General features: G+C 73.8%; 26 protein-coding genes. 15 read left to right on the top strand and 11 right to left on the bottom strand.

Going from position 1 to position 25,632, the window contains the following annotated elements; translation table 11 throughout:
- Window positions 1-38: 38 nt before the first annotated feature.
- The 3 genes from ACFVYF_RS27630 to ACFVYF_RS27620 are packed head-to-tail and all read left to right on the top strand — an operon-like array spanning window position 39 to window position 2,153.
- Window positions 39-539 carry a DUF2771 domain-containing protein gene (locus ACFVYF_RS27630; RefSeq protein ID WP_389459598.1) on the top strand — a complete coding sequence of 167 codons (501 nt, stop codon included), beginning with the start codon at window positions 39-41 and terminating at the stop codon, window positions 537-539.
- A 47-nt stretch (window positions 540-586) separates the two neighbouring features.
- The gene (locus ACFVYF_RS27625) at window positions 587-1,291 is read left to right on the top strand and encodes a futalosine hydrolase (protein ID WP_389459596.1); all 705 of its coding nucleotides are present in this window, start codon (window positions 587-589) and stop codon (window positions 1,289-1,291) included.
- Window positions 1,275-2,153 carry a 1,4-dihydroxy-6-naphthoate synthase gene (locus tag ACFVYF_RS27620; protein ID WP_389459594.1) on the top strand — a complete coding sequence of 293 codons (879 nt, stop codon included), beginning with the start codon at window positions 1,275-1,277 and terminating at the stop codon, window positions 2,151-2,153. The genes ACFVYF_RS27625 and ACFVYF_RS27620 overlap by 17 nt, the downstream gene beginning before the upstream one ends.
- Before the next feature lie 80 nt (window positions 2,154-2,233).
- Here the strand turns inward: ACFVYF_RS27620 and ACFVYF_RS27615 are convergent, their stop codons facing one another.
- Entirely contained in the window at window positions 2,234-2,617 is a 384-nt protein-coding gene (locus ACFVYF_RS27615; RefSeq protein WP_383277043.1) for a cold-shock protein, read from the bottom strand.
- Window positions 2,618-2,813: 196 nt separating this feature from the next.
- Here ACFVYF_RS27615 and ACFVYF_RS27610 point away from each other — a divergent pair, with 196 nt between their 5' ends.
- A complete protein-coding gene (locus ACFVYF_RS27610) occupies window positions 2,814-3,065 on the top strand; it encodes a hypothetical protein (protein ID WP_383277040.1) in 252 nt (83 codons plus the stop codon).
- Between the two features lie 64 nt (window positions 3,066-3,129).
- Here ACFVYF_RS27610 and ACFVYF_RS27605 read toward each other — a convergent pair whose 3' ends face one another.
- A complete protein-coding gene (locus ACFVYF_RS27605; protein ID WP_389459591.1) occupies window positions 3,130-3,747 on the bottom strand; it encodes an HAD family hydrolase in 618 nt (205 codons plus the stop codon).
- 319 nt (window positions 3,748-4,066) lie between these two features.
- Window positions 4,067-5,074 carry a hypothetical protein gene (locus ACFVYF_RS27600; RefSeq protein ID WP_389459590.1) on the bottom strand — a complete coding sequence of 336 codons (1,008 nt, stop codon included), beginning with the start codon at window positions 5,072-5,074 and terminating at the stop codon, window positions 4,067-4,069.
- A 232-nt stretch (window positions 5,075-5,306) separates the two neighbouring features.
- Here ACFVYF_RS27600 and ACFVYF_RS27595 point away from each other — a divergent pair, with 232 nt between their 5' ends.
- The 3 genes from ACFVYF_RS27595 to ACFVYF_RS27585 all read left to right on the top strand — a co-directional run bounded on the left by ACFVYF_RS27595 (window position 5,307) and on the right by ACFVYF_RS27585 (window position 10,098).
- Window positions 5,307-7,916, top strand: a complete 2,610-nt coding sequence (locus ACFVYF_RS27595) for a helicase C-terminal domain-containing protein (protein WP_389459588.1) — start codon at window positions 5,307-5,309, stop codon at window positions 7,914-7,916.
- Between the two features lie 94 nt (window positions 7,917-8,010).
- Entirely contained in the window at window positions 8,011-9,654 is a 1,644-nt protein-coding gene (locus tag ACFVYF_RS27590; protein ID WP_389459586.1) for a DNA repair helicase XPB, read from the top strand.
- A gap of 159 nt (window positions 9,655-9,813) precedes the next feature.
- Window positions 9,814-10,098 (top strand): type II toxin-antitoxin system RelE/ParE family toxin, encoded by a 285-nt coding sequence (locus ACFVYF_RS27585; RefSeq protein ID WP_383277025.1) that lies wholly within the window; start codon window positions 9,814-9,816, stop codon window positions 10,096-10,098.
- Window positions 10,099-10,260: 162 nt separating this feature from the next.
- Here the strand turns inward: ACFVYF_RS27585 and ACFVYF_RS27580 are convergent, their stop codons facing one another.
- A complete protein-coding gene (locus ACFVYF_RS27580; RefSeq protein WP_389459645.1) occupies window positions 10,261-11,436 on the bottom strand; it encodes a glycosyltransferase 87 family protein in 1,176 nt (391 codons plus the stop codon).
- 107 nt (window positions 11,437-11,543) lie between these two features.
- On the bottom strand, window positions 11,544-11,729 hold the full coding sequence (locus tag ACFVYF_RS27575) for a hypothetical protein (RefSeq protein ID WP_389459584.1): 186 nt from the start codon (window positions 11,727-11,729) through the stop codon (window positions 11,544-11,546).
- Between the two features lie 529 nt (window positions 11,730-12,258).
- Between ACFVYF_RS27575 and ACFVYF_RS27570 the strand changes: the two genes are divergently transcribed.
- Window positions 12,259-14,226 (top strand): HelD family protein, encoded by a 1,968-nt coding sequence (locus ACFVYF_RS27570; protein WP_389459643.1) that lies wholly within the window; start codon window positions 12,259-12,261, stop codon window positions 14,224-14,226.
- A gap of 15 nt (window positions 14,227-14,241) precedes the next feature.
- Here ACFVYF_RS27570 and ACFVYF_RS27565 read toward each other — a convergent pair whose 3' ends face one another.
- Window positions 14,242-14,571, bottom strand: a complete 330-nt coding sequence (locus ACFVYF_RS27565) for an ArsR/SmtB family transcription factor (protein ID WP_389459582.1) — start codon at window positions 14,569-14,571, stop codon at window positions 14,242-14,244.
- Window positions 14,572-14,681: 110 nt separating this feature from the next.
- Here ACFVYF_RS27565 and ACFVYF_RS27560 point away from each other — a divergent pair, with 110 nt between their 5' ends.
- Window positions 14,682-15,860, top strand: coding sequence for an MFS transporter (locus tag ACFVYF_RS27560; protein WP_389459581.1), 1,179 nt, complete (start codon window positions 14,682-14,684; stop codon window positions 15,858-15,860).
- 156 nt (window positions 15,861-16,016) lie between these two features.
- On the opposite strand, the gene ACFVYF_RS27555 is transcribed toward ACFVYF_RS27560, so the two are convergent.
- Together ACFVYF_RS27555 and ACFVYF_RS27550 are read right to left on the bottom strand one after the other, a co-directional pair.
- Complete coding sequence (locus ACFVYF_RS27555; RefSeq protein ID WP_389459579.1) at window positions 16,017-16,715, bottom strand: copper homeostasis protein CutC; 699 nt, start codon at window positions 16,713-16,715, stop codon at window positions 16,017-16,019.
- A gap of 96 nt (window positions 16,716-16,811) precedes the next feature.
- Window positions 16,812-17,495 carry a maleylpyruvate isomerase family mycothiol-dependent enzyme gene (locus ACFVYF_RS27550; RefSeq protein ID WP_389459577.1) on the bottom strand — a complete coding sequence of 228 codons (684 nt, stop codon included), beginning with the start codon at window positions 17,493-17,495 and terminating at the stop codon, window positions 16,812-16,814.
- Window positions 17,496-17,736: 241 nt separating this feature from the next.
- On the opposite strand from ACFVYF_RS27550, the gene ACFVYF_RS27545 reads away from it, so the two are divergent.
- The gene (locus tag ACFVYF_RS27545; protein ID WP_389459641.1) at window positions 17,737-18,450 is read left to right on the top strand and encodes a hypothetical protein; all 714 of its coding nucleotides are present in this window, start codon (window positions 17,737-17,739) and stop codon (window positions 18,448-18,450) included.
- Between the two features lie 89 nt (window positions 18,451-18,539).
- Window positions 18,540-19,643: a GNAT family N-acetyltransferase gene (locus ACFVYF_RS27540; RefSeq protein WP_389459575.1), complete on the top strand. Its 1,104-nt coding sequence runs from the start codon at window positions 18,540-18,542 to the stop codon at window positions 19,641-19,643.
- 66 nt (window positions 19,644-19,709) lie between these two features.
- Here ACFVYF_RS27540 and ACFVYF_RS27535 read toward each other — a convergent pair whose 3' ends face one another.
- Window positions 19,710-19,982, bottom strand: coding sequence for a DUF4031 domain-containing protein (locus tag ACFVYF_RS27535; protein WP_389459573.1), 273 nt, complete (start codon window positions 19,980-19,982; stop codon window positions 19,710-19,712).
- Window positions 19,979-20,362 carry a hypothetical protein gene (locus tag ACFVYF_RS27530; protein WP_389459571.1) on the bottom strand — a complete coding sequence of 128 codons (384 nt, stop codon included), beginning with the start codon at window positions 20,360-20,362 and terminating at the stop codon, window positions 19,979-19,981. The genes ACFVYF_RS27535 and ACFVYF_RS27530 overlap by 4 nt, the downstream gene beginning before the upstream one ends.
- A gap of 55 nt (window positions 20,363-20,417) precedes the next feature.
- Between ACFVYF_RS27530 and ACFVYF_RS27525 the strand changes: the two genes are divergently transcribed.
- The 4 genes from ACFVYF_RS27525 (at window position 20,418) to ACFVYF_RS27510 (ending at window position 24,488) form a co-directional block, all read left to right on the top strand.
- Window positions 20,418-21,344, top strand: a complete 927-nt coding sequence (locus ACFVYF_RS27525) for a MurR/RpiR family transcriptional regulator (protein WP_389459570.1) — start codon at window positions 20,418-20,420, stop codon at window positions 21,342-21,344.
- Between the two features lie 97 nt (window positions 21,345-21,441).
- Complete coding sequence (gene murQ / locus ACFVYF_RS27520; protein WP_389459568.1) at window positions 21,442-22,437, top strand: N-acetylmuramic acid 6-phosphate etherase; 996 nt, start codon at window positions 21,442-21,444, stop codon at window positions 22,435-22,437.
- Window positions 22,438-22,452: 15 nt separating this feature from the next.
- A complete protein-coding gene (locus ACFVYF_RS27515; RefSeq protein WP_389459567.1) occupies window positions 22,453-23,904 on the top strand; it encodes a PTS transporter subunit EIIC in 1,452 nt (483 codons plus the stop codon).
- Window positions 23,901-24,488 carry a hypothetical protein gene (locus tag ACFVYF_RS27510; RefSeq protein WP_389459566.1) on the top strand — a complete coding sequence of 196 codons (588 nt, stop codon included), beginning with the start codon at window positions 23,901-23,903 and terminating at the stop codon, window positions 24,486-24,488. Before ACFVYF_RS27515 ends, ACFVYF_RS27510 begins: the two co-directional genes overlap by 4 nt.
- A 3-nt stretch (window positions 24,489-24,491) precedes the next feature.
- Here ACFVYF_RS27510 and ACFVYF_RS27505 read toward each other — a convergent pair whose 3' ends face one another.
- Window positions 24,492-25,625: an NADH:flavin oxidoreductase gene (locus ACFVYF_RS27505; protein ID WP_389459564.1), complete on the bottom strand. Its 1,134-nt coding sequence runs from the start codon at window positions 25,623-25,625 to the stop codon at window positions 24,492-24,494.
- Window positions 25,626-25,632: the final 7 nt, after the last annotated feature.

Here is a 25,632-nt window from a genome sequence, read left to right as displayed (position 1 = left end):
GTGGGGGGAGCGGTGGACCTGCCCGATAGCCTTCGGCCATGACCTCCCTGCCCCGCGGCAGAGCCGCTAATGGACACCGCCTTGCGCGCCGCCGCCGCGCCGTTGCCGTCATCGGCGCCGTTTCCGCCGGACTTCTCACCCTGTCCGCCTGTGACAAGCCGACGCCGCTGGCCACGATCACGGTGGGCAAGAACTCGGTGAGCTCCGAGACCGACTGCTACGACGACGGCAAGGCGGTGCCCACCGCCGACCTGGCGAAGTGCCTCAAGGCCAAGGACATCAAGTCCCTCAAGGTCGACCCCGACGAGACCGTGCGGTTCGGTGTGGACCCCGACGTCGCCGACAAGGGCTGGACGATCCTGATGAACGGTCAGGCGCTGACCGACTCCAGCAAGAAGACATACCGCACGATCCCCGGCAGCGTGTTCTTCAACGCCCAGTACGGCGCGAGCGGCAACTCGACGCTCGTCTCCGTCAGGCAGGGCACCGAGCAGAAGATCACCGGCCTGTGGACCTTCAAGCTCAAGAAGGATTCCTGATCACGTCTGCCGAAGCATTCCCGGACACGGCCGCCGTACGTGTTCTGGTGGCCACCGCGGTACCCGCCGAGCGGGACGCGGTGGCCCGGGCGTTCGCGTCCGCCGTTCATGAGGTCCCGCTCCCCGGACGGACCCCGCCGCTCCACCGGGTCCGGGGCCACGACCTGCTGGCCGCCGGTGTCGGCCCCGCCCTCGCGGCCGCGTGCACGGCCACCGCGCTCACCGCGGCCGCGCTCGGCGGCACGCCGTACGACCTCGTCGTCTCCGCGGGCATCGCCGGCGGTTTCCAGCCGGACGCGCCCGTCGGCTCGCTCGTCGTCGCCGACGAGATCACGGTGGCGGACCTGGGGGCGGACACTGCGGACGGGTTCGTCCCGGTCACCGAGCTGGGCTTCGGGGCCGTCAGTCACCGTCCGCCGGAAACACTCGTACGAGAACTCGCGGCGGCCACCGGAGCGCGTACCGGAACCGTCCTGACCGTCTCCACCGTCACCGGGACGGCCGCGCGCGCCGCCGAGCTGCGGCTGCGCCACCCCCGGGCCCTCGCCGAGGCGATGGAGGGGTTCGCCGTCGCGGAGGCGGCCGCGGCGCACGGCGTGCCCGTCGTGGAGCTGCGCGCGGTCTCCAACCCCGTCGGCCCGCGCGACCGTGCCGCCTGGCGCATCGGCGATGCCCTGGCGGCACTCACCGAGGCGTTCGGGAAGCTCGCGCCCGTCCTGGAGAGTTGGAACCCACATGACCGCACCCGCTGAACCCACCGCGTCCACCCCCGCCGGCCCCCTGCGGATCGCCTACTCGCCCTGTCCCAACGACACCTTCGTGTTCGACGCCTGGGCCCACGGCCGCGTCCCGGACGCGCCCGAGCTCGACGTGACCTTCGCGGACATCGACATCACCAACGGCATGGCCGAGCGCGGCGAGTTCGACGTGCTGAAGGTGTCGTACGCCGTGCTGCCGTACGTCCTCGACGCGTACGCGCTGCTGCCGTGCGGCGGAGCGCTGGGCCGGGGCTGCGGCCCGCTGGTGCTGACCCGGGAGCCCGCTGCGGACCTCACCGGCCGCACGGTCGCCGTGCCGAGCGAGCGGTCGACGGCCTATCTGCTCTTCCGGCTCTGGGCGGCGGACACGGTGCCCGGCGGGGTCGGCGAGATCGTCGTCATGCCGTTCCACGAGATCATGCCGGCCGTACGGGACGGGAAGGTCGACGCGGGACTGGTCATCCACGAGGCCCGTTTCACGTACCAGAACTACGGTCTGCACAAGCTCGCGGACATGGGCGAGCACTGGGAGCGGACGACGGGTCTGCCGATCCCGCTGGGCGCGATCATCGCCAAGCGGTCGCTGGGCGCGGAGCGGCTGGAGCGGCTCGCCGAGTCGGCGCGCGCCTCGGTCCGCGCCGCCTGGGACGACCCGGAGGCCTCCCGCGCCTATGTCCTGGAGCACGCCCAGGAAATGGACCCGGCGGTCGCGGACCAGCACATCGGCCTGTACGTCAACGAGTTCACGGCCGACCTGGGCGAGGACGGCTATGCCGCCGTCCGCGGGCTGCTCACCCGCGCGGCGGCCGAGGGGCTGGTACCGCCCCTCGGCCCGGACGCGCTGAACTTCCCGTAGAACGACGCTTGATGCCGCCGTGAACGGGTGGGGCCGGCGGTACTCATTGGCGGGAAATGGCGGTCGGCGAACTACGGCGGCTATACGTCGAGCTGGTCGGCAACCGCGCGCAACAGACCCGCGATCTGGTGACCGGAGGCCTTGTCGGGGTAGCGGCCCTTCTCCAGCATCGGCGTGATGTTTTCGAGAAGGGTCGTCAGATCCTGGACGATGGAAGCGAGTTCATCGGGTTTACGGCGCTGCGCGGCCGCCACCGACGGGGTCGGGTCCAGGATGGTCACCGAGAGTGCCTGGTCACCGCGCTGGCCCGCGACGACACCGAACTCCACCCGCTGGCCGGGCTTGAGAACTTCGACTCCGGCGGGCAGGACCGAGGAATGAACGAAGACGTCGCCGCCGTCGTCGCGGGAGAGAAAGCCGAAGCCCTTCTCGCTGTTGAACCACTTGACCTTGCCGGTAGGCACGTCTGTCCTCGTCCTCGTACTCGTCGGGAACTGCTCGGAAAACTGCTGGGACAACCGCGTCGGCAACTGCCCGGAAACTGCTCTGGATAGCACTACAGCGGGTCGTCGGACCCGCCGGTACCAAGGCTAATGGTCCGGGGGCTGGTGACAAGACGTCGCCGGATTGTTCCTTCGCGCTGGGAACTACCCTGGTCGGGTGCGTGACAAAACCCAACCGAATTCCGCAGAAGCCGGGGACTGGCTGATCCGTGCCGGTGCCATTGTCTTCTTCATCGGAGCCGTGGCCACTCTGGTCACCGTGGCACCGCTGCTCCTCGACACGACGCCCTTTCCGACGTACATGTTCGGCTTGAGCATGCTGATGGGCGTCGGCTTCCTGATGGCCGGGGCGGGGGTGTTCCAGTCCGTCACCGCGGGTCGCCGCCGGGCCCGCGCCTCGGGGTCGTAGCCGGGCGGTCCCCGGGGCGTTCCCGGGTGGGCTCGGCGTCGTGGCCGGGCGGTCCCGGGTGGGCTCAGCGGGCCGTGTGGGCCGTCAGCCAGTCCGGGAACTCCGTCAGGTCCGTGAGGACGACGTCCGCGCCCGCCGCGCGCAGCTCCGCCGCGTCGCAGGGGCCGGTGGCCACGGCGACCGAGTACGCGTCCGCGGTACGGGCGCCGCGGACGTCGCCGGTGTGGTCGCCGACGTAGACGCTCGCGCCGTACTCGCGCAGCGCCTCCGCCTTGCGCTCGGCCCACAGGTTGCCGACGACCGCGTCGGCGTCGATGCGCAGATGTTCCAGGTGCAGCTTCGCGTTGGGCTCCCACTTGGCGGTGACGACGACCGCGCGGCCGCCCGCCGCGTGCACGGCCTCGACGGCCTCGCGGGCGCCGGGCAGCGCGAGCGTGCCGGTGATGGCGTGTGTGGGGTACATCTCACGGTAGACGTCGGCCACGGCGGCGACCTGCTCCGCCGGGAACCAGTTGACGAGCTCCTCCTCCAGCGGCGGCCCGAGCCGCGTGACGACCAGATCGCAGTCGATGGCCACCCCGGTGCGCGCGGAAAGCGCCCGGTAGCAGGCGTGGATACCGGGGCGGGAGTCGATCAGGGTCATGTCGAGGTCGAAGCCGACGGTCAGCGCGCGCGAAGTCATATGGGCCATTGTGCCCAGTGCCCCGTGACCGCCTCCGGGCTGCCCGGTGTCCGGCTACTGACGACCGGCATCTGCCCCGGCGCCCTGCGCCCGGCGTCCGGCGCCCTGCGTCCGGCGTCCGGCGTCCGGCGTCCGGCGTCCGGCGTCCGGCGTCCGGCGTCCGGCGTCCGGCTACCAACGACCGGCATCCGCCCCCGGCGCCCTGCGACCGGCGAACGGCGCCCTGCGAACGCGCCCCGCGACGGCCCCCGGCCACCCGCCACCCGCCATCCGCCATCCGCCATCCGCGCCCAACGGCCGACCTCGTCGGCCGGCCGCTTCACCGGCGGCGCTGGGAGCGCCAGGCCAGGTAGAGCGCGGAGGCGACGGCGGCGCCGCGGACCACCCAGGGCCAGGTCTCGGTGATGGCGTCGCTCAGGTGGCCGTCGGTGACGGGGTCGCCCCACCGGCCGTTGGTCCGGCCCCAGAGCCAGACGACACCGGCGGTGGCCACCAGGCCCGGCAGGACCAGGACCGCCCACTTCGACTCGGCGGGGGTCAGCCGGCGGGACGAGTACGCGATCAGCCAGCCGAGGCCGAGGGCAATCCAGCTGCCGAGGATCGCGCCGGCGACGAGGAGGGCGGCGGCGAGCAGCAGGAGCGGGTTGCTCCAGCCGCTGAGGCGGGGGAGCCGGCGGCGCCGCGTGGGCACCGCCTCCACGACGTCGTCGGCGGGCGCCGGCGCCCGGGGTGCCGGGACCGCGTCCTTGTCCTGGTGCTCGTCCGCGCCCTCGGGGTCCCGCCGTTCCGGCGGAGGCTTGAGTATCTCGGGGATCTCCACACCGCCGACGAACCCCGGCACGCTCTCCCCCGGCCCGAACGGGCTGCTGTCGACTCGCCACCAGTCCGGCTGCGTGGCGCTGTCGCCCAGCTCCTGCGCGGAGGCGAGGTGCGGCGGAGAAGGTACGTCGCGGGAGGCCTCGGCGGGTTCGGCTTCGGCGGGGCGCGGCCGCGGTACGACACGGCGCAGGCCCCGCGGTTCCCGGGTCCGCTGCTCCCGGGTGCGCTGGACGGGGACGGCGGCCCGGGTCTCCGTCAGGTCGGAGGTCACCCCGGGGGCGCCGGAGCCGGCGGCGGCGACGACCTCGTCGGGGCTGCCGAGCCGGGCCAGGATGCGGCGTACGGCGGCCGGGCTGTCCATGCCGGTCTTCGCCCGGCGCCGGTCGATCTCACCGCGCAGCTCCGACACGAGGCGCATCCGCGTCCCGGACGGCAGCTGGCGCTGCTGGGCCAGGTCCCCGACCCGGCTCAGATAGTCGAAGACGAGCTGATCGCTCTCAATCCCCACGAAGTCCCCTCCGGGACAGGCACGTTGAACATCCCGTGACCCGACGGTACCGCGTACATACCCGACATACGCAGCACCGCCCCACGCCGGCGCCCCGCCGCGGCCCCCGGCCGCCCCGCGGCCACGGGCACGGGAACCTCCGGACGGAAGGCGCCCGGTGGCCGTGTTCCCGGGCGCCCGCGGCGGCGCCGGCGCGGCCCGCGCGGTGCGGGCACCCGCTACCGTGGACCGGATGAGCACCGAGGAGCACCCGGCGGAGCCGGCGAAGGAGCGTGCGGGGGCGGCCCCGCGTTCCCTCGCGGAATCCCTCCGCACCCGGGACGACGCCTCCCTTTCCGCGCTGCTGCGTGCCCGCCCCGACCTCATCACCCCCGTCCCCACGGACCTCACACAGCTCGCCACCCGGGCCGGCACCCGCGCCTCCGTCGTCCGCGCCCTGGAACGGCTGGACCGCTTCGTGCTGCAGACGGCGGAGGCGCTGGCCGTGGCGCCGGAACCGGCGACGTACGACGACCTTCTCGCCCTGATGGCCGGCGACGACCGGGACCCGGCGGTCACCGGCGCGCTCCCGGGCGCCCTCGGCACGCTCCGCGAGCAGGCCCTGGTGTGGGGCGCGGACGACCGGCTCCGGCTGGTCCGCACCGCCCGTGAGCTGCTCGCCCCGTCCCCGCAGCACCCGTCCCCGACGGGCCTCGGCCCGACGGTCGCGGAGGCCACGGCGGGCATGTCCCCCGGCCGCATCCAGGAGATCGTGGCCGCGGCCGGGCTGCCGACCACACATGACTCCGTCTCGGCCGTGACCTCGCTGACCGGGCTGTTCACGGACCGCACGCGGATGTCGGCGCTGCTCGACGAAGTTCCCGCGGACGCGCTGGAGGTGCTGTCCCGGCTCGTCTGGGGCCCGCCCTACGGCCAGGTGACCGCCGACCCGGCGCCCCGGCTGCGCCGGCTCCTGGACTGCGGTCTGCTGCTGCCGACGGCGCCCGGCACGGTCGTACTGCCGCGGGAGGTCGCCCTCCATCTGCGGGCGGGCCGCGCGCACCGCGAGACGGAGCCGCTGCCGCCGGCCGTCGAGCCGGCCGCGACGCACCGGCCGCGGATGGTGGACGCGACCGCGGCGGGCCAGGCCTACACGGCGCTCGCCACCGTGGAGGAGCTGCTCAAGGACTGGGACGAGGGCGGTCCGACGGTGATGCGCGCCGGCGGACTGAGCGTGCGGGACCTGAAGCGGACGGCGGTGGCCCTGGACGTCACCGAGCCGGTGGCCGCCTTCTGGGTCGAACTCGCCTACGCGGCGGGCCTGCTGGCGTCCGACGGCGAGGCCGAGGAGCGGTACTCCGCCACGCCCGCGTACGACGAGTGGCTGGAGCGGCCCGCCGCCGAGCGCTGGGCCCGGCTCGCCGCGGCCTGGCTCGCCGCGACCCGTACGGCGGGTCTGGTCGGCGGCCGGGACGGCAAGGACCGTACGCTCTCGGCGCTCGGCCCCGGCCTGGACCGTTCCGCCGCCCCCGAGGTCCGCCACCGCGTCCTCGCCCTGCTCGGCACGCTCCCCGAAGGCGCCTCCGCCGCCCCGGACTCCGTCCTGGCCCGCCTCCACTGGGAGCGCCCCCTGCGCGGCACCCAGCCGCCCGGCACCCCGGCGCCGGGCACCCGCGTCCCGACGGACGACCTGCGCACCCGGCTCGCCCGCTGGACCCTGTCCGAGGCGGAGTCGCTGGGTGTCACGGGCCGGGGAGCGCTGTCCTCGCACGGCCGGGCGCTGCTCGGGCTGCCCGCCGCGGCCGCCCAGGACACCGAACCGTCCGGGCCCGGCGACAAGCTCCCCGCCCCCAAGCGCCACCACCCGGCCGCCGAGATCCCGCGCGCCCCCCGCTCCCCCGCCGAACGGGCCGCGGACGCCTCCCACGCGGCCCGTCTCCTCGCGCCGCTGCTGCCCGAACCGCTGGACCACGTCCTGCTCCAGGCGGACCTGACCGCGGTCGCGCCCGGCCCGCTGCGGCGGCCCCTGGCCGACACGCTCGGGGTGCTCGCGGACGTGGAGTCGAAGGGCGGCGCGACGGTGTACCGGTTCACCCCCGGGTCGGTGCGCCGCGCGCTCGACGCCGGCCGGGCCGCCGCCGACCTGCACGCCTTCCTCGCCGCCCACTCGCGCACCCCGGTCCCGCAGCCGCTGACGTATCTGATCGACGACGTGGCCCGCCGGCACGGCCATCTGCGGATCGGCGCGGCCTCGGCGTACGTCCGCTGCGACGACGACGCGCTGCTGAACGAGATCCTCGCCGACAAGCGCTCCGCAGGACTGCGGCTGCGCCGGCTCGCCCCCACTGTCCTCGCCGCGCAGGCCGACCCGGCGACGCTCCTCGAAGGCCTGCGGGCGATGGGGTTCGCGCCGGCCGCCGAGTCCGCGGAGGGCGACGTCCTGATCACCCGCGCCGACGCCCGCCGCACCCCGCCGCGCACGGCACCCGAGCCGGTCCCGGAGGGGCCCCCGGTCCCCGACGCCACGCTTCTCGGCGCCGCGATCCGTGCCGTCCGCGCCGGCGACCTGGCCTCCACGACCCCGCGCAAGACCGCCCCGGCCGCCGCCCCCACCGGCGCCGGCGGCCTCCCGCGCACCGGCTCGGCCGAGACCCTCGCCACCATGCAGGCCGCCGTCCTGACCGGTGAGACCCTGTGGATCGGCTACGTCAACGCCGAGGGCGCCGCCACCCAGCGCGTGATCGCCCCCGTCCGGGTCGAGGGCGGCTTCGTCACCGCGTACGACCACACGGCCGACGAGGTCCGCACCTATCCGCTGCACCGCATCACGGGCGTCGCCGAGCTGGCCGACGAACAGGCCTGAACCGCGCGCCCCACATGATCGGCGGCCGGTGCGGCACACTGGACGTTTGGCCGGGCATCCGCGCGGCGGTGCCGGCACGCAGAAAGGGACGGGTGTGAACGGACCTCTTATCGTCCAGAGCGACAAGACACTCCTGCTCGAAGTCGATCACGAGTTGGCCGGCGCCTGCCGTCGCGCCATCGCCCCGTTCGCGGAACTGGAGCGGGCGCCCGAGCACATCCACACGTACCGCGTGACCCCGCTCGGGCTGTGGAACGCGCGCGCCGCGGGCCACGACGCCGAGCAGGTCGTGGACGCGCTGGTGGAGTTCAGCCGCTACCCCGTGCCGCACGCCCTGCTGGTGGACATCGCGGAGACCATGGACCGCTACGGGCGGCTCACCCTCAGCAAGCACCCGATCCACGGTCTGGTGCTCACCACCACCGACCGCCCGGTGCTGGAGGAGGTGCTGCGCTCGAAGCGGGTCGCGCCGCTGGTCGGCGCCCGTCTCGACCCGGACACCGTCGCCGTGCACCCCTCCGAGCGCGGGCAGATCAAGCAGACGCTGCTGCGGCTGGGCTGGCCGGCGGAGGACCTCGCCGGGTACGTCGACGGGGAGGCGCACCCGATCGAGCTGGCCGAGGACGGCTGGGCGCTGCGGCCCTACCAGAAGCAGGCCGTGGAGAACTTCTGGCACGGCGGCAGCGGGGTCGTCGTCCTGCCCTGTGGGGCCGGCAAGACGCTCGTCGGGGCCGGGTCGATGGCGCAGGCGAAGGCGACCACGCTCATCCTCGTCACCAACACCGTCTCCGCGCGCCAGTGGAAGCACGAGCTGGTGAAGCGGACCTCGCTGACCGAGGAGGAGATCGGCGAGTACAGCGGTACGCGCAAGGAGATCAGGCCCGTCACGATCGCCACGTACCAGGTGCTGACGACGAAGCGGAAGGGGATCTATCCCCACCTGGAGCTCTTCGACTCCCGCGACTGGGGGCTGATCGTCTACGACGAGGTGCATCTGCTGCCCGCCCCCGTCTTCAAGTTCACCGCCGACCTCCAGGCGCGCCGGCGGCTCGGGCTGACCGCGACGCTCGTGCGGGAGGACGGGCGCGAGTCGGACGTCTTCTCGCTGATCGGCCCGAAGCGGTTCGACGCTCCGTGGAAGGAGATCGAGGCGCAGGGCTACATCGCGCCCGCCGACTGCGTCGAGGTCCGGGTCAATCTGACGGAGTCCGAGCGGCTGGCGTACGCCACCGCGGAGACCGAGGAGAAGTACCGCTTCTGTGCGACCACCGCGACCAAACGGAAGGTGACGGAGGCGCTGGTCCGGAAGTTCGCCGGCCAGCAGACCCTGGTGATCGGCCAGTACATCGACCAACTCGACGAGCTGGGTGAGCACTTGGACGCGCCGGTCATCAAGGGCGAGACGTCGAACGCGCAGCGCGAGAAGCTCTTCGAGGCGTTCCGGCAGGGCGAGATCAGCGTGCTCGTCGTGTCGAAGGTCGCGAACTTCTCGATCGACCTGCCGGAGGCGACGGTCGCCATCCAGGTGTCCGGGACCTTCGGGTCGCGGCAGGAGGAGGCGCAGCGGCTCGGCCGGGTGCTGCGGCCCAAGGCCGACGGCCACCAGGCGCACTTCTACTCCGTGGTCGCCCGCGACACCATCGACCAGGACTTCGCGGCCCACCGCCAGCGGTTCCTGGCGGAGCAGGGGTACGCGTACCGGATCGTCGACGCGGACGAACTGCTGGCCGGGAGCTGACGGGGCGGGCGGCGCGGGCGGCGCGGGCGGCGCGGGCGGCTGACGCCGGTGTGGGCGGCCGGTCCCCGGCCGTCCACACCTCCGCGGAGGTCGCCCGGTGCGGCTGCGCGTTCCCTGGGTACGCTGGCCGTACGGGGCGAGGCACGGTTGGGAGGGCGTATGCGGCACGAGGACCTCTACGAGGTGGTGTACACCGAGCCCGCGGCGCGTGACCGTGACCGGCTGGATCCGGCGCGCCGGGCGTCCCTCGACAAGGCGGTCGAGCTGCTGGCCCGCGATCCCTACACGGAGCTGTCCCGCGCGATAGGCGTGGGCGACCAGGACCGGGAGATCCGGCTGACGTCGCAGATCGTCGCGGAGTACATGGTCTCGCGGGGCCGGCTGCTGCTGGTCATGCTGCGGATCTTCGACGACGCGGACATCCTGCTTCCCGAAGAGGGCTGAGCGCGGGCGGGCCGTGCTCCGTCATCCCACTTCCCGAAGAGGGCTGAGGGCGGGCGGGCCGTGCTCCGTCATCGCGCTTCGTGAAGAGGGCTGAGCGCGGGCGGGCCGTGCTCCGTCATCCCGCTTCCCGAAGAGGGCTGAGCGCGGGCGGGCCGTGCTCCGTCATCGCGCTTCGTGAAGAGGGCTGAGGGCGGGCGGGCCGTGCTCCGTGTCCGGCGCGGGAGCGCGGCGGGCCGGCACCCAGGCCGCCACCGTCAGCGCGAGGACCAGCAGGACGTACGGGGACGCCAACACCTGTTGCCACCACGGCAGTCGCAGGTCCAGGTCCCCCTGGTGCGGGACCAGCCACAGGGTCCGTGCGGTGAAGACGACGGCCGTCAGCGCGGCCACCGCGGTACGGCCCTGGGCGAGCAGCACCGCCAGCAGCGGCACGCACCACACCCAGTGGTGGGACCAGCTGATCGGCGAGACGAGGAGCGCGGTGAACGCCGTGCCGAGGACACCCCAGCGGGCGTCCGGGGTGCGGCAGGCCAGCCAGAGGCCGGCGCACCCGGCCGCCAGCGCGGGGAGCGCCCAGGCCGGGCCCGGTGACGGATCCCCCATGGCTCGCGCGACGAGCCCCTGCAACGACTGGTTGTCGACGAGCCACGCCTTGCCGACTCGTCCCGTCTCGAAGAGGCGCCGGGTCCAGAAGTCGAGGCTCGCGGCAGGCAGCACGAGCGCGCCGATCAGGACGGTGCCGCCGCAGGAGGCCCCCGCGGTGAGCCCGTCCCGTACCCGCTCCCGTCCTTCCCGCGCGTCCCCCGCGCGGTGCCGGTGCCATCCGGAGAGCAGCAGGTGTACGACGAACAGGGCGGGCGTCAGCTTCACGCCGGCCGCGATGCCCAGGGCGATGCCCCGTCCCCGGGCTCCCGGCGGGCGGCTCAGGTCCCAGAGGATCAGACAGACGAGCGCGAGGTTGATCTGCCCGAAGAGCAGCGTCTGGAAGACCGGTTCGAGCCACAGGGCGCAGGCGGTGGCGGCGCACACGACGGGTGCGGGCGCGGGCAGGCCGGCGAAGCGGCAGGAGAGCCGGACCAGGAGGGCGACGAGGGCCGCGTTGCCGGCGAGGAACGCCACCTTGAGGGCGGCCGGTGGGAGCCAGGCCAGCGGCACGAAGAGGATCGCCGCGAAGGGCGGGTACGTGGCGGGCAGCTGCCACTCGGTGACGGTGAAGCCGTACAGCTCGCCGCCGCGGGCGACGGCCGCGCCTTCCGCCCGGTAGACCAGGGCGTCGGCCATCGGGGCGCGCTGGAGGACACACAGCGCGGCGAGGGCGGCGAGGGAGACGGCGAGCAGGAGGACTGCGGAGGGTGCACGCAAGGTCACGTTCCGTCGAATCACGACGGAACCTTAGCCTCCGGGACCGGTCGGCCCGGGCCGTGGCTCCAGGGGCGGCCCCGGAGTCAGCGGCGTCGTACGCCCGCGTCCTCGCCGTATTCGCCGAGGAGGACGACGCCTATCGCGGCGCCGGCGAACACCTTGACGGCACGCAGGGCGTCACCGAGGCGGTGGCGCCGGTGGCCGCTGCCGTCGAGGGCGCTCGCCCCGCTCGGGGGGAGGTGATGTGGGGTGAAGGTGGCTGCACTCATACCTCCATGATGGAATCCCGGCCACCCGGACGCGTCGGCCTTCGGATGTAACCTCGGCCGCCGCGTCCTACACCTGCGGGTCGCCCGTCCTACGCCTCCGGAGGGACCCCTCCCCCTCAAACCCCTAGGGAACTCGGGGTCACGAACCCTGACGTCTCCGGGGGCCGTCCTGCCCGGCCCCTACCGACACCCTCGGAACCCGCGAGCCCGGCGCCCGGCAGCCGGCACCCGGCGCCCCGGACCCCGAGATCCCGAGACCCCGAGACCCCGCCAGGCAAGCCCCCGCGCGCGCCCGGAAAATCCGTTGGCCCCCATCCCCCGTCCTCGCCTAAAATCTCCGCTCTTGCCCGCCTCCCTTCACGGAGTGCCGCCGTCCGGACGGAAACCGGACGGCAGACCGCCACCTCGCTCACAGCCGCTCCCGGAGGCAACGCCCGTGTCACCCTTGCCGGAATCTCCCGACGACCCCGACGACCCCCTGGTACGCGAGCGGACGCATCTCGCCGGCTCCCGTGCCGCCCTGCGCGCGATGCGGGAGGACGCGGAGTCCCTCGACATCAGCGACGTCACCGCGAACTGGGTGAACGCCGAGGTCCTCCAGCGCCAGATCGGCGAGCGCATCAAGTCCCTCGCCGACCTCAGCCACACCCCGCTGTTCTTCGGACGGCTCGACTATCTGCACGCGCCGGGCGCCGACCGGGCGGAGGGCGCGGCGGGCGAGCGCTTCTACATCGGTCGCCGGCATGTGCACGACGCCGACGGCGACCCGATGGTCATCGACTGGCGGGCCCCGGTGTCCCAGCCGTTCTACCGGGCCTCCAAGAAGGATCCGCTGGACATCGCGCTGCGCCGCCGCTTCGGGTACACCGGCGGGGAACTCACGGCGTACGAGGACGAGCACCTCTCCGATCCCGCCGAGGCCGCGGCCACCAGCAAGCTGCTCCAGCAGGAGATCGAGCGGCCGCGTGTCGGCCCGATGCGCGACATCGTGGCGACCATCCAGCCCGAGCAGGACGAGATCGTCCGGGCGGGGCTCTCCGGCTCGGTCTGCGTGCAGGGCGGCCCGGGGACCGGAAAGACCGCCGTCGGCCTGCACCGTGTCGCCTATCTGCTGTACGCCCACCGGGAGCGGCTCGCTCGCACCGGCACCCTCGTCATCGGACCGAACCGCTCCTTCCTCCACTACATCGAGCAAGTACTGCCCGCACTGGGTGAGTTGGAGGTCAAGCAGGCGACGGTGGACGATCTCGTCGGCCATGTGGAGATCCGCGGCACGGACGACGCCCGCGCCGCCGTGATCAAGGGTGACGCCAGGATGGCGGAGGTCCTGCGCAGGGCGGTGCGTTCCCATGTGACCCCGCCCGCCGAGCCGGTCGTGGTCGTCCGCGGCTCGCGCCGCTGGCGGGTGCCGGCGTACGAACTCGAGGAGATCGTGCGGGAGTTGCAGGACCGCGACATCCGCTACGGCGCCGCCCGGGAGGCCCTGCCGCAGCGGATCGCGCATGCCGTCCTCGTGCAGATGGAGCGGGCGGGTGAGGCGCCGGACGACCGGGTGCAGGACGCCGTGGCCCGCAACACCGCGGTCAAGGCGGCGGTGAAGGCGATCTGGCCGCCCGTCGACCCCGCCCGGCTCGTGCTGCGTCTGCTGTCCGACGCGGACTTCCTCGGCGCCCACGCGGAGGGGCTCCTCGACGAGGACGAGCAGAAGACGATCCTTCTGGCGAAGCCCGCGCGGTCGGTGAAGTCGGCCAAGTGGTCCGCCGCGGACGCGGTGTTGATCGACGAGGCGACCGATCTCGTCCAGCGCACGCACTCGCTCGGCCATGTGGTGCTCGACGAGGCGCAGGACCTGTCGCCGATGCAGTACCGGGCGGTGGGCCGGCGCTGCACGACCGGCTCGGCGACCGTGCTCGGGGACCTCGCGCAGGGCACGACGCCCTGGGCGACCCGGAGTTGGGACGAGGCCCTGAAGCATCTGGGCAAGAGCGAGGCCGTCGTCGAGGAGCTGACGGCGGGCTTCCGCGTGCCCGCGGACGTCATCACCTACGCGTCCCGGCTGCTGCCGTACATCGCGCCGGGGCTCACCCCGGTGGCATCCGTGCGGGAGAACCCGGGATCGTTCGAGGTGCGCCCCGTCGCCGCGGACGGTGAGGTGGTCGCCGCCTGCGAGGAGTCCCTGCGCCGCGAGGGGTCGATCGGGCTGATCGCCGCCGACGCCCGGATCCCGGCGCTGGCCGAGGCGTTGACGGCGGCCGGCATCACCTGCCTCGGCCCCGGCGAGGAGACGACCCCCGACACCCGCCTCACCCTCGTCCCCGCCTCCCTCGCCAAGGGCCTGGAGTACGACTACGTGGTCCTGGACGAACCGCGGGCCGTGGTCGACGGCGAGCCGGACGAACGCACCGGGCTGCGCCGCCTGTACGTGGCGCTGACCCGAGCGGTGTCGGGCCTGATCGTGACGCACTCGGTCCCGCTGCCGGAGCAACTCGCCCGGTAGGCCGGGCCGTCGGCCCTATTCGGGCAGGGACTTCAGCAGTGCGTCCAGGAGGCCGGGAAACCTGGCGTCGAGGTCGGCGCGCCGCAGCTGCACAAAGCGGTTGCGGCCGACGGCCCGCGTCGACGTGATCCCGGCCTCGCGCATGGTCCGCATGTGGTGCGAGACCGTCGACTTGTGCAGATGGGCGAGCCCCAGCGCGCCCGGCGCGCAGCTGAACTGCTCCCCGCTCGCGTACACCCCCAGCAGGGCCAGCCGCACCGGGTCACCGAGCGCGTGCAGCACCCTGACCAGCTCGATGTCGGCCACGTCCGGCTGCGGCAGCCACTCGCCCTCTTCGTCGTGCACGGACCCTCCTCGTCACAGACCGTTTGACAAGCATCCAACAGTCTCTATTGTTTGACCAACGTCAAACCGTTCACCGTTGCGCTCCGCGCCGGACGGATTCTGGGGGACCCGTGCGTCTACGTCTGCTCCTGCTCGCTCTCGGCACCTTCGCCGTGGGCACGGATGGCATGGTGATGGCCGGCATTCTGCCGCTCATCGCCGGCGATCTGGACGTCTCCATCTCGATCGCCGGTCAGGTGGTGACCGTCTTCGCCCTGTCGTACGCGGTGCTGGCGCCGGTGCTCGCCACCGTCACCGCCCGCTGGCCGCGCCACCGCGCCCTGCTCCTCGCGCTCACCGTGTTCAGCGTCGCCAACGCCCTTACGGCGCTGGCCCCTTCGTACGGCATCCTGCTCGTCACCCGCGTCCTGGCCGCGGCCGGCGCCGCGCTCTACACGCCCACCGCCAACGCCGTCGCCACCGCGCTGGTGCCACCGGAGCGGCGCGGGCGGGCCATCGCCGTGGTGATGGGCGGCCTCACGGCCGCCACCGCCCTCGGCGTGCCGCTCGGCACCTGGATCGGCCGCACCGACTGGCGGCTGACGATGTGGCTGGTGACGGCGCTGGGCGTGGCCGCGTTCGCGGGGCTCGCGCTGATGCTGCGCGAACTCCCGCAGCCGGCAACGGTGCTGGGCCTTCGGGAGCGTCTCGCGCCGCTCGCGAACTCCCGCGTCCTCGGCGCCGCCCTCACGACCTTCCTGGTCTTCCTCGCCTTCCAGACGACCTTCATCTACTACACGGTGGCCGCCCACCCGGCGACCGGCGGCGACCAGGACCGGCTGACGCTGCTCCTGCTGGTGTCCGGGATCGCCTCGGTCGGCGGCAGCGCGGTGGGCGGACGCCTGGTGGACCGGCTGGGCCCGCGTTGGGTGATCCTCTTCGCGGGTGCGGCGGCGACGGTGCTGTCGGCCGCGTCCCCCTGGACCCTGCAGTCCATGCCCAGTGCCCTGGTGACCTCCGCGCTCACCCCGGTCGCCGGCTGGGCGGTCACCGTCGCCCTCATCACCCGTCTCGCCTCGCTCGACCCCGCCAACGCGCCGCTGCTCATCTCCCTCAACAGCAGCGCGCTGTACCTGGGGATCGCCGCGGCCGGCGGCACCGGCAGCCTCGCCATGGCCCTGCTCGGCGACCGCTGGTTCCTGCTGGCGGGGACGGCGCTCATGGCACTGGCGGTGGGGGTCTCGGTGTTCACGACCCGGCCGGCACCGGCGCCCCGGACACCCGCGCTGCCGGATCCGGTACGCGTCTGAGGAGCGCGGGACGTACTCCGGCTGCCGGACACCCGCACTACGGATCCGGTACGCGCCTGAGGAGCGCGGCCCGTACCCCCGGCTGCCGGATACCCGCACTACGGATCCGGTACGCGTCTGAGGAGCGCGGCCCGTACTCCGGCTGCCGGACGAGCCCTAGGCGTCCAGGGCCTCGCGCCACTCCCGTACCGCCTCGGCGGCGACCGGTGCGGTCCAGCCGCCGGGCCGGGCCGCGCCGCCGATGTGGAAGGCGTCGAGGCCGGCCGCGCGCAGCCCGGGGAGGTGGTCGAGGCGGAGGCCGCCGCCGACGAGGAGCTGCGGCTCGTAGCCGGGTTCGCCGCGGCGCGCGATCTCCGCGAGGAGGGTGGGCAGGCCGTCGTCGACGCCCGCGGCGGAACCCGCCGTCAGATAGGCGTCGAGTCCCGGCAGGTCCGCGAGCTGCTTGCGCAGGGCGTCCCGGTCGGCGGCCCGGTCGATCGCGCGGTGGAACGTCCACCGGCACCCGTCCAGCTCCGCCACCAGCCGCTCCACGACGGCGAGGTCGGGGCCGCCGTGCTCGTCGAGGAACCCGAGCACGAACTCCTCGGCACCGGCGGCCCGCATCCGCTGTGCGGTCCGGACGAGCGCGTCGACCCCGGCGGCGTCGCCCGCCGCGAACCCGTCGGCCAGCCGGAGCATCACGCGCAGCGAGATGTCGACGGCGGCGCGGATCCCGGCGAACGTCTCCACCGCCGGGGTGAGCCCGTCGGCGGCCATGTCCGCGACGAGTTCGAGGCGGTCCGCGCCTCCAGCCTGGGCGGCGACGGCGTCCTCGGCATCGAGGGCGATCACCTCCAGGACCGCACGCTTGCTCATAGGACCTCTTCCCTAGGGGCGGCTACAGGTCTAGTCCAATCCAAGACTACGCCGGTCGGGCCCGCGCCCGCGAGAAGATCAGGAGAAGCGCGCCGCTCAGCCGCCGAAGATGTTCAGCTCGGCCTCCCTTGCCCCCACCAGTTCGTACCGGGTGCCGACGAGGGGGCGTCCCGCGTACAGCCGTACGAGAGTGGGTGCGTCGCCGATGTACCGGGCCGGCGGCCGGGTCCCCGAGACCGCGCCGAGCCGCAGCGGTTCGTCCAGGTCGTCGAGGTCGGCGTGCAGCGGGACGTGGCCCTTCTCACGGGTGATCCGCGCGAGCAGCGCGAGGGCGTGCGGCAGGCCCTCACCGGCGTAGGCGCCCGGCTCCCCGAACGCCTCGCGTACGTCGCCGGCGTGCACCCACTCCCCGAGCGCGACCATGTCGAGGATTCCGCCGGCCTTGGCGATCACCGGGCCGGCCTCGGTCATCCCGCGCTCCAGCTCGTCGACGACCCGCTCCGTCGGCCAGTCGTCCCGCTCGGCGATGTCCCGGTCGTTCGCCTCCGGTCGGAACACCCCCTTCTCGAACCGGCTCTCCACGACCCGCGTCAACGCTGCCCCGCAGTGCGCGAGCACATCCCGCACGGTCCACCCGGGACACGCGGTCCGCGCCGCGAAGTCCCCGTCCGGGCGCGCCCGCAGCAGCGGTATCAGCGCGTCCCGCTCGGTGCGCAGCAACCGCCCGGGGAGTTCCGGGTCCCGTACGTCCGACACGTCTGTCACGTCCGTAGAAGTCATGCCCCCACGCTAGGCGACGGGGATACCTCTGGGGGCGGAGAGGACAATGAACGCCATGGCAGAGATGGCGGAGGAAGAAGCGGCGGGGGCGGGGGACGGCGCGGAGGGCGGCTCGGCGACGGGTGTCGGCTCAACGGGCGGCGCCAGTGCGAGCGGCCGGACGGCGGGCGGCGCGACGGCAGGCGGCCACCCAGCGGGCGGCGCGACCGGGGCAGCGGCACGGCATCCCGCGTACGCGGCCCTGACGGAGCGCTGGGCGGCGACGGTCACGGCGGCCCGCGGCACGGACCCCGGCAACCCCGGCACCACCGCGCCGACGCAGACACCGGCCCCGGGGACCCCGGACCCGCAGACCCCGCAGACCCCGGACCCGGAGGCCTGGAAGACACCGGCCCTCCCCTACGCCGAGAATCTCCTCGCCCGTTGGGCCGAGCCCCAGCGGCGCTATCACACCGTCGATCACCTCGTCGCGGTGCTGGACCGGGTCGACGTGCTGGAGGAGTACGCGGACGACCCGGCCGTGGTGCGGCTCGCCGCGTGGTTCCACGACGCGGTGTACCTCCCCGACCGGTCGACGAACGAGGAGCGCTCCGCTCGGCTCGCCGAGCGGGCCCTGCCCGAGCTGGGCGTCGACGCGTCCCGCACGGCCGAGGTCGCCCGCCTGGTCCGCCTCACCGTCACCCACGACCCGCGGCCCCAAGATGCCGACGGCGCCGTCCTCTGCGACGCCGACCTCGGGATCCTGGCCGCTCCCCCGGGGGCGTACGCCGCCTACACGGCCGCCGTCCGCGAGGAGTACGCGTTCGTCCCGCCGGACGCCTTCCGCGCGGGCCGGGCGGCGGTGCTGCGTCAACTCCTGGACCTGCCCAGGCTGTTCCGGACGCCGTACGGGCAGCGGGAGTGGGAGGCACCCGCGCGGGACAACCTCCGCGCGGAACTGACCCGGCTCGCCTAGGGGTGCAGCCGGCCTGCCCCTGGCCGGCCGACACGGCCCCGGCCAAGAATCCGGTTCGCACGGAGGTATGAAGCCCCTATTCTCGCCGCATGCGAGACATGGGCGGGGATCAGATCGAGGAAGCCGTCGCGGGGGCCGCGGCACTGCTGCGGACGGTGGCCGGACGGGACTGGGAAGGCGTCAGGGCGGGCCGCCTGGAGTGGAGTTGCCGTACGACCGCGATCCACATCGCGGAGGATCTCATCGCGTACGCGGGCCAGTTGGCGGGGCGGGCGACCACGGCGTACGTCCCGTTCGAGATCGTGGTCGAGGACGGCACCGACAACGCGGGCCTCATCGAGGTGATCGAGACGACCGGTGCCCTGCTCGCCGCCACCGTGCGCACCACACCCCGCGAGACACGCGCCTTCCACCCGTACCCCTTCGGCGGCGCGAACCGCGAGGGCTTCGCCGCGATGGGCGTCGCCGAAGTCCTGCTGCACACGCATGACATCGCCGCAGGGCTCGGCCTGTCGTACGAGCCCCCGGCCGAGCTCTGCCAGGACGTCCTCACGCGGATCTTCCCGCACGTCCGGCCCGGCCCCGATCACTGGCGCACCCTGCTGTGGGCGACCGGCCGCGGTGAGCTGCCGGACCGCGCGCCGCTCACCGAGTGGCGCTGGAACAACAACCTGGTCATCCCCGCCGAGCGCCTCACCCTGCAGGGCGTCACGCCCGCGGCCGCCGCCGATCTCACCGCCGGCGGCACCGGCGGCTTCGAGTGGATCGAGGGCGGCCCCTTCGAGGGCACGGTCTCGGCCGCCGGCATGGTCGCCAAGGCATACGCGGCCGGCACGCACCGCCCGGAGTGGGGCATGTTCGTGCTGGTACGGCGGGAGGACGGGCGCGCGGTCGGCGGGATCGGCTTCCACGGCGTCCCGGACGAGGAGGACCGCGCCGAGGTCGGCTACGACCTGGTCGAGTCGGCCCGCGGCAACGGCTACGCCACCGAGGCCCTGCGCGCGCTGTCCGAGTGGGCCCTGGCCCGCGACGACGTGAAGCTCCTCTTCGCGGCCGTCGAGCGCGCCAACACGCCTTCGCAGAACGTCGCCGCGCGCGCCGGGTTCGCCCGGGTGGACGCCGACGTGGAGGAGGACGCGTACGAACTGCACGGGCTGGACCGGTCGTTGCAGCTGTACGCACGCGAAGGCTGAGCCACGCGCGGGCCTGCCGCGGTCGACGCGGGGCGAGGGGTCAGCGGGGCGCCCGCTGCCGACGGATCAGCGGGGGCCCGTCCACCGCTTGGCCCTGCGCAGTCCGGAGCCGTGCAGCAGCCGCACCACCTCGCGGCTGCTGACCTCCACCGCGCCCGCCCGCACGACCTCCGCGTACCGGTGGGACGGAATGTCGTAGTGGTCCCGCTCGAACGCGCGCCGCGGCACGCCCAACCCCTCGGCGAACCGGTGCAGTTCGTCGTACGACACATCGCTGACCAGGTGCGACCACATCCGCCCGTGCCCCGGCCAGGTGGGCGGATCTATGTAGAGCGTCACGACGAGGGCGTCCCGCCCAGGGCCGGTCCGAGTGAGCCCACCGACGCGACCTTCACTCCCGCCTGGTGGCAGACCCAGTGCGGGTCGGGCCCCAACTCGGGCTCCACGTCGAGGGCGTGCGGGTCGCCCGAGCCGCAGACGGGGCACAGCGGCCACCGCCCGTACCGCTCGAGGAGCGCGTCCTGCACGTCCTGGGCGACCAGCCCCGCCACGTACGCCGTGCCCTCCGGCCATTGCTCGACCCACCAGCGCCGCTGCGCCACCGACTCCTCGACCAGGGAGACGACGTCGGCCTCGGCGACCTGGCCCGCGACGAGATCGGCGAGCACGAGCGCGCGCGCCGCGTGCAACGCCTGCTCCAGGGGGCTGATGGGGTCCATGCACCCATTGTGCGCACCCTTGACCGTATGCCCCAACGGAAAATATCTTTCAGTGGTGACCCATGACGTGAAGGAAATTTTCGCCGGGGAGGCGCCGCCCGCCCCCGCCGCCCTCGCGGCCAAGGTGCGCACGCTTGCTCCGTCGATGACCCGCTCCATGCAGCGCGTCGCCGAGGCCGTCGCCGGCGACCCGGCCGGCTGCGCGGCCCTCACGGTCACCGGCCTCGCCGAGCTCACCGGCACCAGCGAGGCGACGGTGGTCCGCACCGCCCGCCTCCTCGGCTACCCCGGCTACCGTGACCTGCGCCTGGCCCTGGCCGGCCTCGCCGCCCAGCAGCAGTCGGGCCGGGCGCCCGCCGTCACCGCGGACATCGCGGTCGACGACCCGATCGCGGACGTCGTCGCCAAACTCGCCTACGACGAGCAGCAGACGCTCGCCGACACGGCGGCCGGGCTCGACACGGTCCAGCTCGGCGCGGCCGTCACCGCGCTCGCCGCCGCCCGCCGCGTCGACATCTACGGCGTCGGGGCGTCCGGCCTGGTCGGCCAGGACCTCGCCCAGAAGCTGCTGCGCATCGGTCTGATAGCCCACGCGCACAGCGACCCGCACCTCGCCGTCACCAACGCGGTGCAGCTGCGCGCCAAGGACGTGGCGATCGCCATCACCCACTCGGGATCGACGGGCGACGTCATCGAGCCCCTCCGGGTCGCCTTCGAACGAGGTGCGACGACGGTCGCCGTCACCGGCCGCCCCGACGGGCCCGTGACCCAGTACGCGGACCACATCCTCACGACGTCGACGGCCCGGGAGAGCGAGCTGCGGCCGGCGGCGATGTCGTCCCGTACGAGTCAGCTGCTCGTCGTGGACTGTCTGTTCGTGGGGGTCGCCCAGCGGACCTACGAGACCGCGGCACCCGCCCTGTCCGCCTCGTACGAGGCACTGGCCCACCGCCACAGCCCGCGCGGCGGCCCGCGCCGCTAGCGCCTGCCCCGTCTGCCGCCGTAGATCCGACGACGCATCCACGGACCGTACGCCACCCATCGCCGTGCGTACGGAAGCACGGAAAGAGCCGTTCCCCATGACCTCCACCGCCGACGCCTCCTCCAACCACCGCGATGCCCGGGGCGAGAGCCAGCACGCTCTCCCGGACGACCGCTACCGCGATCTGCGGGCCGAGCTGGAGACGCTGACCACCGAGGCGTTCCGCCCCGAACTCTCCGAGATCGACCGGCTGCCCACGGTCGAGATCGCCCGGCTGATGAACGGCGAGGACACGACCGTCCCGGCCGCGGTCGCCGCGCGGCTCCCGCTCATCGCCGCCGCCATCGACGCCATCGCCGAGCGGATGTCCCGCGGCGGGCGACTGATCTACGCGGGTGCGGGCACCGCGGGCCGGCTCGGCGTCCTGGACGCGTCCGAGTGCCCGCCCACGTTCAACACGGACCCCTCCGAGGTCGTCGGCCTGATCGCGGGCGGCCCGAGCGCCATGATCACCTCGATCGAGGGCGCGGAGGACTCCAAGGAGCTGGCCGCGGCCGATCTGACGGCCCTCTCGCTGACGGCCGACGACACGGTGGTCGGCGTCTCCGCCTCCGGCCGCACCCCGTACGCCATCGGCGCGGTCGAACACGCCCGCGCCCGGGGCGCGTTGACGGTCGGCCTGTCCTGCAACGCGGACAGCGCCCTCGCGGCCGCCGCGGAGTACGGCATCGAGGTCGTCGTGGGTCCCGAGCTGCTGACCGGCTCCACCCGGCTGAAGGCGGGCACGGCCCAGAAGCTGGTCCTCAACATGCTCTCGACGATCACGATGATCCGGCTGGGCAAGACGTACGGGAACCTGATGGTCGACGTCCGCGCGTCGAACGAGAAGCTCCGCGCCCGCTCCCGGCGCATCGTGTCGCTGGCCACCGGCGCCTCGGACGAGGAGATCGAGTCCGCCCTCGCCGCCACGGACGGCGAGGTCAAGAACGCGATCCTGACGATCCTGGGCGGGGTGGACGGGCCGACGGCCGCCCGCCTTCTGGAGGACAGCGCGGGCCACCTGCGCGCCGCGCTGGCGGCGGCCCGCGGCTGACCGCACCCTCGGGGGGTGCCCACAACGAACGGCCCCGCCGCCCACACCGCCACCGCCGCCGCGCTGCTCCCGCTCGTCGGCGGCGCCGGGAACGTCGTCTCCGTGGCCCACTGCATGACCCGCCTCCGGCTGGGTCTGCGGGACCGGGCCCTGGTCCGGGAGGACGCCCTGCGGGCCCTGCCCGCCGTACTCGGCGTCGTCGACGACGACACGTACCAGATCGTCCTGGGCCCCGGTGCGGTCGCGCGGGTGGCCGGGGAGTTCGAGGCGCTGGTGGCCGCGCCCGCCCCCACGGCCGATGAACTGGCCGGCAGGGGCGCCGAGTTGAAGGCGGCCCAGCGGCAGCGCAACGCGACACCGGTCAAGCTACTGCTGCGCCGCGTCGCGAACATCTTCGTCCCGCTGATCCCCGCCCTGATCGGCTGCGGCATCATCGCGGGCCTGAACGGCCTGCTGGTCAACCTCCACCTGCTGCCGTCCCTCACCCCGGCGCTCACCGCCATCGCCTCCGGCTTCATGGCCCTGATCGCCGTCTTCGTGGGCCACAACACCGCGAAGGAGTTCGGCGGCACCCCCATCCTCGGCGGCGCCGTCGCGGCGATCGTCGTGTACGCGGGGGTCGCGAAGGTGACGGCCTTCGGCATGACGCTCTCCCCCGGCCAGGGCGGCGTCCTGGGCGCCCTGGCCGCCGCGCTCCTGGCGACGTACGTCGAGAAGGCCTGCCGCGGCCGCGTACCGGGCACCCTCGACGTCCTGCTCACCCCGACCGTCACCGTGCTCGTGGCCGGCCTGGTGACGCTCTACGGCCTGATGTACGTGGCCGGCGAGGTCTCGGCCGCCATCGGTACGGCGGCGAACTGGCTGCTGTCCACCACGGGCGCCTTCGCCGGTCTGGTCCTGGGCGGTCTCTTCCTGCCCCTGGTGATGCTCGGCCTGCACCAGGCGCTGATCCCCATCCACACCACCCTCATCGAGCAGCAGGGCTACACCGTCCTGCTGCCCCTGCTGGCGATGGCGGGCGCGGGCCAGGTGGGTGCGGCACTCGCCGTCTACGTCCGGCTGCGCCACGACCAGTCGCTGCGGACGACGATCAGGTCGGCGCTCCCGGCGGGTCTGCTGGGCGTGGGTGAACCGCTGATCTACGGGGTCTCGCTGCCGCTCGGCCGGCCGTTCGTCACGGCCTGCGCGGGCGGCGCCGCCGGCGGTGCCTTCGTCGGGTTCTTCTCGATGCTCGGCGACCGGGTCGGCTCGACGGCGATCGGCCCCTCGGGCTGGGCCCTGTTCCCCCTGCTGTCCGGGAACCGGTCCCTGGCCATCACGGCCGCGATCTACGCGGGCGGCCTGCTGACCGGCTATCTCACCGGCTTCGCGGCCACCTACTTCTTCGGCTTCGGCGGGACGGTCCGCGGCGTGTGCGATTCTGCGGTAGGACAGAGCACCGCCCGGGGAGGGAACCCAACACCGTGAACCACGCACAGCTGACCGCTCTAGGCCGCGCCCTGCGGCTGCTCGGTGAGCACGGTGACGCGCTGGGCGCCGACACCGCCGACGCGAAGCTGCACGAGGTGAAGGCCGACCTGAAGCGGGCCCTGGACCTGCTCGACGACACCGTCACCACCGCGGTCCCCACCACCCGCTGCGCCGAGCATCCGAACGGCCCGGTCGACGAGGGCGCCTCCGACCTCTGCCTGCTCTGCGAGACCCGCCGCCGGGCCGCCCGCCGCTCCCAGGTCAACGGCGCCTACGGGCACGGCCGCCCCACCGGCCCCGACGACTCCCCCGACCGCACCAAGTCCCGCTACGGCGTCCGCGAGGACCGCCCCCAGCCCCAGCAGCGCTGGCTCCCGGAGGTGTGGAGCGGCCAGGCGTGGCAGCTCTGCGGCACCCCGCGGCGCGACCGCCTCGAGGCCGAGCGCTATCTCGCCGCCGAGCGCAGGACCCCGCGACCCGGCATGGCCTACCGCCTGGTCCACGAGTTCACGGACTACGAGGTCCTGCGCATCTGGGGCACCCCGGTCAAGACCGACATCGAGCCGATGGGGAACGTGTAGGGCTCAGGCGAGGCTGCCCAGGGCGGCCGGGTCGTAGGCGCCCAGCTCGCCGCTGCGGCCGTCGAGGACCTTCGCCGCCCACAGCGGGTCCTGGAGCAGCGCACGGCCGACGGCGACCAGGTCGAACTCGTCGCGCTCCAGGCGGTCCAGCAGGTCGTCGATCGTCTTGACCCCGGAGCCCTGGCCCTGGAAGGCCCTGAGGAAGTCGCCGTCCAGGCCGACCGAGCCGACGGTGATGGCCGGCCTGCCGGTGAGCTTCCTGGTCCAGCCGGCCAGGTTCAGGTCGGAGCCGTCGAACTCGGGCTGCCAGTAGCGGCGCGTGGAGGCGTGGAAGGCGTCCACGCCGGCCTCGGCGAGCGGGGTCAGCAGGGCGTCGAGCTCGGCCGGGGTCTCCGCGAGCCGGGCCTTGTACGCCTCCTGCTTCCACTGCGAGTAGCGGAAGATGACGGGGAAGGACGGGGAGACCGACGCGCGCACCGCGGCGACGATCTCGGCCGCGAATCGCGTACGGGCCACCGGGTCGCCGCCGTACGCGTCGGTGCGGCGGTTGGTGCCCTCCCACAGGAACTGGTCGATCAGGTAGCCGTGCGCGCCGTGCAGTTCGACCCCGTCGAAGCCGATGCGCTCGGCGGCGGCCGCGGCCTCGGCGAACGCCGCGATGACGTCGTCCAGATCGGCCTGCGTCATCGCCTTGCCGCCCTCGGTGCCGTCGAGGCGCAGACCGGAGGGGCCGACGGACGGGGCGTCGGCGAACGGCGGGTCACCCGCGTTGCGCACCGTGCCGATGTGCCACAGCTGCGGCACGATCCGGCCGCCCGCCGCGTGCACGGCGTCGGCGACCTTCGTCCAGCCGGCCAGCTGCTCCTCGCCGTGGAACCGCGGGACGCGGTCGCTCTGCCCGGCCGACTCGTGGCCCACGTACGTGCCCTCGGTGACGATCAGGCCCACGCCCGCGGCGGCGCGGCGCGCGTAGTACGACGCCACGTCCTCACCGGGAATGCCACCCGGGGAGAACTGCCGGGTCATCGGCGCCATCACGATCCGGTTGGGCACGGTCAGGCCGTTCAGCGAGACCGGCCGGGACAGGATCCGGGCCGCACGGGTGGCCGAGGCGGAGGGGGAGGCGGTGACAGTCACGTGGGAG

It is taken from the genome of Streptomyces sp. NPDC058274 (assembly GCF_042881375.1).
Lineage (GTDB): Bacteria > Actinomycetota > Actinomycetes > Streptomycetales > Streptomycetaceae > Streptomyces.
Note: the sequence above shows the minus strand (reverse complement) of the source record. Positions and strands in the feature narration are given on the sequence as shown.